Origin of the sequence: Aestuariivirga sp. (assembly GCF_044238155.1) — a bacterium.
GTDB lineage: Bacteria > Pseudomonadota > Alphaproteobacteria > Rhizobiales > Aestuariivirgaceae > Aestuariivirga.
In genome coordinates this window covers 1-9,949 of record NZ_JBIIDX010000129.1, presented here as the reverse complement: position 1 = coordinate 9,949, position 9,949 = coordinate 1, and the positions used below count along the sequence as shown (strand labels likewise).

Here is a 9,949-nt window from a genome sequence, read left to right as displayed (position 1 = left end):
TCCTCTGTTCTCGAGTGTTCTTTCCCGTCGTTCCCTCAAAGAGCCTTACGACACGAACAAGCCAGTCGAGGCTGCGCTACTGCAAACTCTTGCCGCCAGCGCGGTGTCAGGCTCCCGGTTCGGGGGGTCCGTGTCCACTGAAGACATTGCAAGTTTCCGGGATCTGACGCGTGAAGCGTTGCGCATTGAACTCGAAACCCCCCGAACCTATCGGGAAAGCGTTGATGTCTTTCGAATTGGTTTTCGGGAAGTTGATGCCAACCCGGATGGTATCGACTTTACCGGTCCGCTGTTCGAGACATTGGCATTGCTTGGATTGTTTTCCCGGGAAACGGCTCTGGACCCTTCGTCCTCTGCCTACACGGCTGGAGTTGAAGCTGTCTATGCGAATGCGGATACGGCGATGGGCCATGTCTGGCTAGTTACCGGAACGAACTCCCGGCGGGATCAGATCGCGGCGGGGGCCGACTGGTTGCGCGTTAACTTGGCTGCCACAAGCCTGGGTCTTGGCACCCAGCCGCTCAGTCAGGCCCTTCAGGAATATCCCGAGATGTCCGTTCTCCGCATGAACGTTCACAGCAGGCTTGCGCCGGAGGGTGGAACCGTTCAGATGTTGGCGCGGATCGGATACGGCCCTGACGTGCCGCCGAGCCCGCGTTGGCCTCTGGAAGCGAAGATTGTTCGTGACTGAAGACACATCGAAGGCATTTTTCTCGTTCTTCACTGAGATCACAATCATCAGCCAGCTTTCGGGGAGAATCCTGGAAGCAGCGCTTCCGAGCGGGTTTCTGGCCTCCCATTTTGGAGTCCTGAACCATCTCGTCAGGCTTGGTGATGGCCGCACACCACTCGAGATCGCGCGCGCTTTTCAGGTGCCGAAGGCAACAATGACCCACACGCTTTCGGGTCTTGTTGAAGGCGGGCTCATCAGCATGGTGCCCAATCCCGATGACGGGCGCTCCAAATGCGTCATGCTCACGGCGAAAGGCCGCCGCGTCCGCGATGCCGCCATTGCACGATTGGAACCAGAGTTCTCAAGAATGGCTGAGCGCTTTCCTTCCGATGCAATACGAAGGGTGCTTCCTTTGCTTTCCGAGATGCGAGCCTATCTTGACAGCCAGCGTGGTTCCTGAGGCGCCGTAATGCTGGAGCATATGTCCTCAGATCATATGCCGATCATCACCTTGCCGTTCTCCACTTTCACGGGATAGGTCTTGAGATTGATGCAGACGGGCGCGCCCTTGGCTTCGCCCGTGCGGTAGTCGAAGCGGCCATTGTGCTTCGGGCACTCGATGATGTTGTCCATGACAAGGCCATCGGCAAGGTGGATCTTCTCGTGCGTGCAGAGTCCGTCGGTGGCATAGTACTTGTTGTCCGGCGAGCGGAAGATCGCGAAGGTCTTGCCGGCATGATCAAGACGCATCACGTCTTCTTCTGCAATATCGCCCACGGCGCAGGCTTCAATCCAGTTGGACATGATCAGGCGTCTCCACTCATTCGGCTGGGGCGGGCTGGACCGGATAGGCAGGCGGGATCGGGCGGCTGATCGACCAGTCAGGCTCGCGCGCCTGCCGGATGATGGCTGGAATGATCTCGCGGTAGGCAGCCAGCACGCTGGGATAGGCGGGCGGGCAGAAGGCCTTCATCTCTTCGTGAAGTTCGGGCAGGCGGTGATAGGGCACCATCGGAAACATGTGATGTTCGACGTGATAGTTCATGTTCCAGTAAATAAATCGCAGAACCGGGTTCATGTAGACGGTGCGGCAGTTGAGACGGTGGTCGAGCACGTTCTCGGGCAGGCCCGTGTGCTGGGTCAGGCCGGTCATGATATGCACCCAGGCGCCATACATGGTGGGAAGCGGGCCCACGAGCAGCATTGGCAGGATTGTGCCCCAGAGAAGCGACACAGCGACCACCGCGAGGTGAATGGCAAGCCAGATGCGCGCCGTGCGGTAGACCTTGGCGCGCTCGGCCTCTGGAATAAAGTCTGCCTCATCTGGCGTGAGACGGCCCGCGGCGTGGCGCAGCATGCTCTTGATTTCGCCCCACACCTGCGGAACCGCAAAGAACATCAGGATCACCTTCAGGATCACCGTGGGGCGCATCACCGCAACTTCGGGATCACGGCCGACGATGATGGTGTCGGTGTGATGACGCGTGTGACTCCAGCGCCAGACGGTGGGTTCGCGCATGATCATGAAGCAGGCGATGTTGTAGATGACGTTGTTCATCCACGCCGTCTTGAAGGCCGTGCCGTGGCCGCATTCATGCCAGCGTGAATCGCTCGAGGAGCCATAGAGCACGCCATAGGCAATGAAGAAGGGGATGCACCACGCACCTGGCCAGAAATGGACCGCAAGACCGCCGGTAACGAGGAATGCCGCTACCCAGATCAGGGTGTCGCGGATTGCCGGGCCATCGCTGCGTTTCATCAACTCCTTCATTCGCGCGCGCGGTATGGGGACACGATACCATTCGGCATTGGCAAGCCCCCGCTCGATCGCAGTGCGGCTGTTGGGACCGGTCAGGCTGTAGTCATGAGGAGTCGGCATGGTGGTTCACATTCATGGCGATTGCGAATGCCGGACAGGCTAATGCCGCAAGTCGCCTTGAACAAGTGTTCTATGGCAAAAACCATCATATTGCATCATTCGGACACCCGGCTTAAGTGCACTTGGACGGGTGGCTTCAGGGCGGTCGGCAAAACGGCCGCGAGCGCCATGCAAGTCTATGAGCGCTGCAAGCGCTACGAGGGGGCCGGCGCCTTCGGCGTCGAGATTGAAGTGGTGCCGCCAGAGGTGACCGCGGAGGTCTCGAAGCATACTTCGCTTTTTCTTGTATCGATGGGGGCGGAGCCGGTGGCGACTGCCAGTATCTTTTTGCCTGTGACGTTCTGGGCAGCAATACTGGCCATGTGCCGCGGCACGCCAAGCGCTGATGCCATGCTGGGCTCACTGGCCCGGTGCCGCTTGGTCTGAGCCGTGTGACCCAGGCAGGTTTGGCCAATCGCCTGCGCTTGTTCGTTCCGTTTCGGATGGAATGGGAGGCCAGGCCTCCTGTTTCCGGCGATCAGCCGCATATTCAACACACTCTCGCCAAAGAGTGTGAAGATAAACAGCTTTCCACGGTAGGGTTGAACTTGGCCTCGGGAATGATGCAGATGGTGAGAACAATCGGTCTGACAGCGGTTTTTACGGCAATCGCCACGCTGCCTTTGGCGGCTGCCGACCTGTCGGTGGCCTACAGGGTTGATGTCGGCCCGGTGACGCTCTCAAGCATCGATTTTGCCCTCGAACTGGGGGCCGATACGATCCATAGCCGCGCAAAGATCGAGTCCCAGGGTTTGAGCCGCATTTTTTCGGAATATTCGGCCGAGGCCGAGGGCGAGAGCAGGCTGGACGCCTCAGGCACGCAGCCGGTGCGTTTCCAGATGGCACGCGAAAGAGACAAGAAGCGACGCGAGAATTTGCTCAGATGGAGTGATTCTGGCGGGTTGTCTTATGAGCCGCCCATTAACAAGCCCGAGCTTCGCGCCAGTGTCGAGCGGGCGCTCAATGGCAGCGTCACGGATCCGATTACCGCAGTGCTGCGCATCGGAACGGCCGGTGATGCGCCCTGTCCGTCCGTACACCAGGTTTTCGACGGCCGGGATGTGTTCGAGCTGGTGCTGACCGACAAGGGCAGGAACCAGATCGACGGAGGCAAGGTCTATCAGGGCCCGGGTCAGATCTGCGAGGTGCGCTGGACGCCGGTGGCAGGCCGCGACAAGGAACGCAACGTCCCGGGCGACAGCTATGACGTATCCTTTGCGCCGGTCGGCAAGTTGCCCTCGGGCCGCGACCTGTGGCTGCCCGTGGAGGTCTCTGGAACCATCAAGGGCCTGCCATTCCGTGCCTATGCCCATAAATTGCGGGCTACACACTGAGGCCGCCCGCGGGCTCAGAACTCCTCCCAGCCGCCATCGCCTGCTTCAGCCCGTGCGCTTGCCCCGGCCGCTGCCATTTTCGGCTTGCGCGCGGGTGCGCGTGGGGCGGGCTTGTGGGCTTCGCGGGCCGCTTCCTCCGCCTGCGCGATCATGGCGCTGGCGGCCGTGGTGAAGCGTGACACGATCTGGGCAAGTTCGCTCGACTGCTGGGTGAGGGTTCGGGTGGCGGCGGTTGCCTCCTCCACCATCGCGGCGTTCTGCTGGGTGACCTGATCCATCTGGTCGACGGCGGTGTTCACCTCCTGAAGGCCTGTGGCCTGCTGCTCGGCGCTGCGCGCGATCTCGGTGACGATGCCGTTGATCTCGTTGACCCGCTCGATGATCTGGCGCAGCGACGTGCCGGTTTCCGCGACAAGCTGTACGCCCTCCTGCACCTGGTCGCGCGAGGTCGACAGGATTCCCTTGATCTCCTTGGCCGCCTCGGCAGAGCGCTGGGCCAGCGCCCGCACCTCGGAGGCCACGACGGCAAAGCCACGGCCCGCCTCGCCAGCCCGTGCCGCCTCGACGCCGGCGTTGAGGGCGAGAAGATTGGTCTGGAAGGCAATCTCGTCGATGACGCCGATGATCTGGGTGATTTCATGGGATGATTTTTCAATCCCCTGCATGGCCTCCACGGCGCGCTTGACCACCACACCGCTGCGGTCGGCGTCCTCCTTGGCGGCGGTCACCATGTTGCGCGCATGCTGGGCGCCCTCGGCCGTCTTCTTGACGGTCGAGGTGATCTCGGCCACCGCGGCGGCGGTTTCCTCCAGGTTGGCGGCCTGGTTCTCGGTACGGCGCGACAGATTGTCGGAAGCCTGGGCAATTTCCTCGGTGCCTGACTTGATGCCGAACGATCCGCGTTTCACGGTGTTGATGGTATCGGTAAGGCTGTCTGCGGCCGAATTGAAATATTGTCTCAGTTTGTCGAGCCCATCCGGGAAGGGCTGGTCGATGCGATAGGTGAGATTGCCCTTGGCGAGGTTCTCCAGCCCCTGACCCAGAACCGAGATGATGTGCTGCGAGTTTTCCTCGTTGCGGCGGTTCTGCAAGGCCTGGTCCTTGAACACGGCGAGGGCACGGGCCATTTCGCCAACCTCGTCGCCACGTGTGGCATGGGGCACGCTCTCCTCGAGCTGTCCGCCCGCCAGCCTTGCCATGGTGCCGGAAATGGCGGTGATGGCGCGCACCACGAACTGGTGTGCGGCAATCAGCATGAGCATGATCACGATGGCGATGCCGATGTTGAAGCCGGTTACCAGGCTCAGATCTGAGTCGGAGCGGGTGATGCTGGTCTTCTCGATTTCGGCGGCCTTGGCACCAATCTCTGCGGCCTTGGCGGACATGTAGAAGCCGAAGTCGAGGAATTCGGCATTCAGCCGGTTGACGACTGCATCGGTATTGTCGCCACGCTGCACGGCCGGAATGAGCTCTCCGCGGAAGACTTTCCAGAAGCTCTCATTGCGGCGCTCCATTTCGCTGCCGAATTCGGCCCATTCTGCTTCGCTCATGATGTTGAGGCTGGCAATCGACTCCTTCCAGTAATTCATGCGGCGGCGGTAGTCGGCCTCGATGGTGTCGAGGCGCTCGCTGATCTTGCCGAGGACAGAGGGGTTGCCCTCGATGATGTGCATGTAGGCGAAGGGCTCGGCTGGATAGAGCGGCGGGGGCAGAATGTCGGCAATCAGATCCTTGCCCTGAACGATGCGGTCATACGAGCTGCTGCCGATCCGGATGTCGCTGATCGACGAGTAGGTCTGGATTGCTAGAAAGGCCATGAGGCCCGCGATGACCAGCCCGAAGGCAACCATGAGGCGCTGAATCGTAAAGAAGCTCTTTTTCATCGTGTGTCCGCTGTGTGTGGCTGTGGTTGGAGTTAAAGTGAGGAGCCGTGAGCGTGGTCTGTCCCGTCGGCACTTGATCGCAGCTGGTCATAGACCTGGAACGCGGCGGCCAGCGCCTGTCCCGTCACCGCGAACTCCGCACCAAAGCGCGGATGCGTGGCCCAGCGCACGATGCAGGGGATTTCGCCCAGCTGCTCGCTGCGCAGCAGAAAGCTTTCGCCGGGCCGGAGCGATACAACCGGATCGGTCGAAATACCCGCACCACCCGCGGAGAGGTTATCGATCCGGCCGCGGATTTCACCGTGGCGGGTTACAATGGTGGCGTGCAGATTGCACGCCCGGCGCTCGGATCTTCGCCGCTGATCAAGGACTTGCGGGGTCTGCACTGGGCTCGACCCGCGGGATGCGAGGGTCATGGCGCGCTCCTGCCTTCTGCTCGGGTCTGCAGGCTAGGGAGGTTAGATTGCCCCAAGCTTGTGGGAAAACAGGCTGTTCATGGCTTCGAGATCGACTCAGAATCAGGCTTGGAGGGTTCGGGGCTTTCCGCTAGAACCAATCCATGGTGAGGCAGGGTGTAGCAGGCGTTGTGCTGCTGCTTGGCTTGGGGTCGGCAGGCCCCAGTCACGCGGATAGTGCGCTTGGTTCGGTTCAGGGCGCTTTCGATCTGGCCGCGCTGCAGCCCTTCATGCCGCTTGGCGACGAAGTGGTGCTCTCCGCGGAGGAGTTGCGCGAGCTGACCAAGACAGACCGCGTTGTTGTTGAACCCGCCTCCGGCCCCAGCGATTTCATCGATGCCTTCAAGTATAATCTCGAAAAGGTCGACGTTTCGTCCTACGACAACTTCAACGCCGCCGTGTTCTGGGATCAGTCGATGGCCATCAAATGGGACATCGTTGCGGTCTATGGCCTGACCACCGCATTCGGCCTCAGCAACTGGGAGTGGGGTTCGTCGGGCTTCCACTTCGAGAACGAGGGCTGGTTCGGCGAGGACACGAAATACGGCGGTATGGACAAGCTTGGCCATGCCTTCACCGGCTATCTTCTGACGGAATATTTCTCCCAGCGCATCGGCCATGAGGTTGCCGATGCCGATGGCGCAATCGTCACGGGTTCGATCCTGAGCATGGGTCTCATGACCTATATCGAGTTTTTTGATGGCTTCTCCGGCGGTCATGGCTTCTCCTATGAAGACCTGATCGCGGATGGCGTCGGTGTGGGGTTCTCGTTCCTGCGCAACACCGTGCCGGAACTGGCCAACCGGCTCGATTTCCGCATGGAATACATCCAGTCCGACTATTCAAGCTTCGCGCCCTTCACTGATTATGCCGGCCAGAAATATGTGTTGGCGCTCAAGCTGTCGGGTTTTGAGGAATTCGAGGAAACGCCGCTCCGCTTCGTCGAACTGCAGGCGGGCTATTTCACCCAGGGATACACCGACGCCGAGCGTGATGCCGGTGTCGACCAGCGGCGCGAGCCCTATCTGGCTGTTGGCGTGAACCTCAACGAATTGCTCGGAGAGGCGCCCGAGGTTCGAGATACGCTGCCCGGCCTCGCTGCCAGCCGCGCATTCGAGTATCTCCAGATCCCCTACACCTATATCCCGACCGCAACACGCTAAAGCGAACGCCGGCCAGATCGCAACAGGTCGGTTCGGTCGTTTTGGTCGTCAGCGTTCTTTTTGGCTTTCGACCAGCCGGGCCGCCAGCGTCGGCATGTCGGAGGCCTCTGCATTGGCAAACGCGATGCGCAGATACCGCTCCTGGCCCGGCCCGAACATCGAGCCAGGAAGGCAGAGAAGATCGTGCTCCCCGGCCAGCCTCATTGCCACTTGCTTGGCCGGTTCATCCGTGAACGGATGTTTGACATAGGCAAACAGTGCCCCGGAGCTCACGAGCTCGTAGCGTAGATCGTCGCGTGCAAAGGCAGACCGCAGCGACTCAAGCCGGTTGCGCATCATGGCGAGCTTGCCCTGTTTCCAGGTCTCGAGGCTGGTGAGCGCAAAGAGTGCAGCGCGCTGGGAGAGATGCGAGGTGCAGATTGCCAGGCAATCCATGATCTTCTCGATTTCAGCCAGCACCCGCCGGCTGGCAGTGATCGCCCCGACCCGATAGCCCGTCATCGAATAGGCCTTTGAGAAACTATAGAGGTGGATGAAGGCATCCTCCCAGCCGGGGGTGGCGAATAGCCCATGCGCGGGGGCTGATCCAGGTCGGAAATCCTTGTAGGTTTCATCCATGACAAGTGCGATGCCGCGGCTCCGGGCCAGCTCGAAGAAGCCCTGGATGGCGGCCGGAGAGTAGATCGCGCCGGTGGGGTTGTTGGGCGAGCACAGCACGATGGCGCGTGTTCTGGCATCGATCAGCCTGGCGGCGTCCTGTGGATCGGGCTCGGCCGAAGCTGGTCCAAAGGCGGGGATGTAGCGCGCTTCGAGCCCCAGCATGCCAAGCCACATGGTGTGATTGAAGAAATAGGGCACCGGTACGACGACATTGTCGCCCGGCGAGGTGATCGCCATGAGGGCGGCTGCGAAGGCCTGGTTGCAGCCCGCCGTCACGCATACCTGATGAGCCTCGACCTCGCCCTGATAGTCGGCCGAGAAATGCGCTGCAATCGCTGCACGCAGCTCCGGGATTCCGTAGATGTCGGTGTAAAGGCTGATGCCCGGTTTATGGGCAAGTCGCGCAACCTCGTCATTGAGTTCCTCCGCGCAGGACCAGCTTGGAACGGCCTGGCAGAGGTTGAGGAGCTTGCGATTGCGCAGACCCGGCCGCACCCAGCCCTGCGCCTCCATGATCGGTGGCGCCTCGATGCGGCTGACGGCGGGATTGACGGCATAGGTCATGATGAGGCACCAAGCGGAAAGTCGTTGATTGCGGTTGTGCCGGAAGATGCCGGTCTCCGCCGGGAGGTGCAAGCATGAAAGCAATCCGGTTCAGCCAGACGGGTGGGCCCGAGGTAATGACCTGGGAGGATGTCGAGGTGGGTGCGCCTGGCCCCGGCGAGGTTCGCGTGCGGCAGACGGCGGTCGGCCTCAACTACATCGATACATATCATCGCTCCGGTCTTTATCCCGTCCCGCTGCCCTCAGGCCTCGGGCTGGAGGCAGCAGGCGTTGTGGAGGAGGTGGGGCCAGCTGTCAGCGGTCTCCGGCCGGGAGATCGTATCGCCTACGGCACCGGGCCAATTGGTGCCTATGCGCAGATGCGTAATCTGCCCGCCAACCGCCTGACCAAGCTGCCAGCGGCGATTTCGGATGAAACGGCTGCGGGCATGATGCTCAAGGGCATGACGGTGCGCTATCTGTTGCGCGCGACCTACAAGGTGATGCCCGGCGACACCATCCTGCTGCATGCGGCGGCAGGTGGTGTCGGGCTGATCCTGAGCCAGTGGGCGCGGGCGCTCGGCGCAACCGTGATTGGCACGGTGGGTTCGGACGAAAAGGTGGCAACGGCACGCGCCCATGGCTGTGACCACGTCATCAACTATTCGGTTGAAGATACGGTGGCGCGTGTACGTGATATTACCGGCGGCAAGGGCGTTCCCGTTGTCTACGACGGGGTTGGGCATGCAACGCTCATGGCCTCTCTCGATTGCCTGCGGCCGCGCGGCCTCCTCGTGAGTTTCGGCAATGCCTCCGGTCCGGTCAAGGCCCTGGACCTTGGTCTCCTCTCGGCCAAGGGTTCGCTTTATGTGACCCGGCCAACGCTGATGACCTATACCGCCACCGACGAGGATCTGCGCGAAACGGCCGCTGACCTCATCGACATGGTGGCAAGCGGCAAGGTGAAGATTCCGGTCAACCAGCGCTATGCGCTGTCGGATGCGGTACAGGCGCACCGTGACCTCGAAGCGCGCAGGACGATGGGCACGACGGTTCTCCTTCCATGACGTCTGGCGCATCCGGGCGCGCAGCCCCGGCCCTGCGGGAGATCGAGGCACTGCTCGAGCGTGGCCGGCACGGCGAGGCGGAGATCCTTGCGCGGCGGCTGGTGGCAGCGCATCCGCTTCTTGCGCCCGCGCACTATACGCTCGGGATTATGCAGCAGGGATCTGGCCGTTTCGAGCTTGCCGAGCCTAGCCTGGCGCGGGCGGTGACGCTTGATGAGCGCAACCTTGACTACCTTCTCAACTATGGGCTCTG

10 protein-coding genes and 2 pseudogenes are annotated in these 9,949 nt (G+C 61.4%); 7 read left to right on the top strand and 5 right to left on the bottom strand.

Translation table 11 applies throughout. From position 1 onward, the window contains the following. Positions 1-691, top strand: a pseudogene (locus tag ACILRN_RS12985) (twin-arginine translocation pathway signal protein); the annotation flags it as partial. After that, entirely contained in the window at positions 684-1,133 is a 450-nt protein-coding gene (locus ACILRN_RS12980; protein ID WP_395688917.1) for a MarR family winged helix-turn-helix transcriptional regulator, read from the top strand. The pseudogene ACILRN_RS12985 and the gene ACILRN_RS12980, both read left to right, overlap by 8 nt. A gap of 32 nt (positions 1,134-1,165) precedes the next feature. On the opposite strand, the gene ACILRN_RS12975 is transcribed toward ACILRN_RS12980, so the two are convergent. Beyond that, the gene (locus ACILRN_RS12975) at positions 1,166-1,477 is read right to left on the bottom strand and encodes a MocE family 2Fe-2S type ferredoxin (RefSeq protein ID WP_395688916.1); all 312 of its coding nucleotides are present in this window, start codon (positions 1,475-1,477) and stop codon (positions 1,166-1,168) included. 16 nt (positions 1,478-1,493) lie between these two features. Next, a complete protein-coding gene (locus ACILRN_RS12970; protein ID WP_395688914.1) occupies positions 1,494-2,552 on the bottom strand; it encodes a fatty acid desaturase family protein in 1,059 nt (352 codons plus the stop codon). A gap of 114 nt (positions 2,553-2,666) precedes the next feature. Here ACILRN_RS12970 and ACILRN_RS12965 point away from each other — a divergent pair. Next, positions 2,667-2,932, top strand: a pseudogene (locus tag ACILRN_RS12965) (3-methyl-2-oxobutanoate hydroxymethyltransferase); the annotation flags it as partial. Between the two features lie 228 nt (positions 2,933-3,160). Further along, on the top strand, positions 3,161-3,925 hold the full coding sequence (locus ACILRN_RS12960) for a DUF3108 domain-containing protein (RefSeq protein ID WP_395688913.1): 765 nt from the start codon (positions 3,161-3,163) through the stop codon (positions 3,923-3,925). A 14-nt stretch (positions 3,926-3,939) separates the two neighbouring features. On the opposite strand, the gene ACILRN_RS12955 is transcribed toward ACILRN_RS12960, so the two are convergent. Beyond that, entirely contained in the window at positions 3,940-5,808 is a 1,869-nt protein-coding gene (locus tag ACILRN_RS12955) for a methyl-accepting chemotaxis protein (RefSeq protein ID WP_395688911.1), read from the bottom strand. 32 nt (positions 5,809-5,840) lie between these two features. Then, positions 5,841-6,224 (bottom strand): PilZ domain-containing protein, encoded by a 384-nt coding sequence (locus ACILRN_RS12950; RefSeq protein ID WP_395688910.1) that lies wholly within the window; start codon positions 6,222-6,224, stop codon positions 5,841-5,843. Positions 6,225-6,367: 143 nt separating this feature from the next. On the opposite strand from ACILRN_RS12950, the gene ACILRN_RS12945 reads away from it, so the two are divergent. Further along, the gene (locus ACILRN_RS12945; RefSeq protein WP_395688909.1) at positions 6,368-7,426 is read left to right on the top strand and encodes a DUF2279 domain-containing protein; all 1,059 of its coding nucleotides are present in this window, start codon (positions 6,368-6,370) and stop codon (positions 7,424-7,426) included. Between the two features lie 48 nt (positions 7,427-7,474). Here ACILRN_RS12945 and ACILRN_RS12940 read toward each other — a convergent pair whose 3' ends face one another. Next, complete coding sequence (locus ACILRN_RS12940; protein WP_395688907.1) at positions 7,475-8,650, bottom strand: aminotransferase; 1,176 nt, start codon at positions 8,648-8,650, stop codon at positions 7,475-7,477. Between the two features lie 74 nt (positions 8,651-8,724). On the opposite strand from ACILRN_RS12940, the gene ACILRN_RS12935 reads away from it, so the two are divergent. Both ACILRN_RS12935 and ACILRN_RS12930 read left to right on the top strand, forming a co-directional pair. Further along, on the top strand, positions 8,725-9,696 hold the full coding sequence (locus tag ACILRN_RS12935) for a quinone oxidoreductase family protein (protein WP_395688905.1): 972 nt from the start codon (positions 8,725-8,727) through the stop codon (positions 9,694-9,696). Beyond that, a partial coding sequence (locus tag ACILRN_RS12930) for a hypothetical protein (protein ID WP_395688904.1) occupies positions 9,693-9,949 on the top strand: 257 nt, incomplete at its 3' end. The genes ACILRN_RS12935 and ACILRN_RS12930, both read left to right, overlap by 4 nt.

Coding starts and splice junctions, on each gene's coding strand:
- ACILRN_RS12935 (WP_395688905.1), top strand. CDS start 8,725: ATGAAAGCAATCCGGTTCAGCCAGACGGGTGGGCCCGAGGTAATGACC.
- ACILRN_RS12950 (WP_395688910.1), bottom strand. CDS start 6,224: ATGACCCTCGCATCCCGCGGGTCGAGCCCAGTGCAGACCCCGCAAGTC.
- ACILRN_RS12945 (WP_395688909.1), top strand. CDS start 6,368: ATGGTGAGGCAGGGTGTAGCAGGCGTTGTGCTGCTGCTTGGCTTGGGG.
- ACILRN_RS12955 (WP_395688911.1), bottom strand. CDS start 5,808: ATGAAAAAGAGCTTCTTTACGATTCAGCGCCTCATGGTTGCCTTCGGG.
- ACILRN_RS12970 (WP_395688914.1), bottom strand. CDS start 2,552: ATGCCGACTCCTCATGACTACAGCCTGACCGGTCCCAACAGCCGCACT.
- ACILRN_RS12975 (WP_395688916.1), bottom strand. CDS start 1,477: ATGTCCAACTGGATTGAAGCCTGCGCCGTGGGCGATATTGCAGAAGAA.
- ACILRN_RS12960 (WP_395688913.1), top strand. CDS start 3,161: ATGGTGAGAACAATCGGTCTGACAGCGGTTTTTACGGCAATCGCCACG.
- ACILRN_RS12940 (WP_395688907.1), bottom strand. CDS start 8,650: ATGACCTATGCCGTCAATCCCGCCGTCAGCCGCATCGAGGCGCCACCG.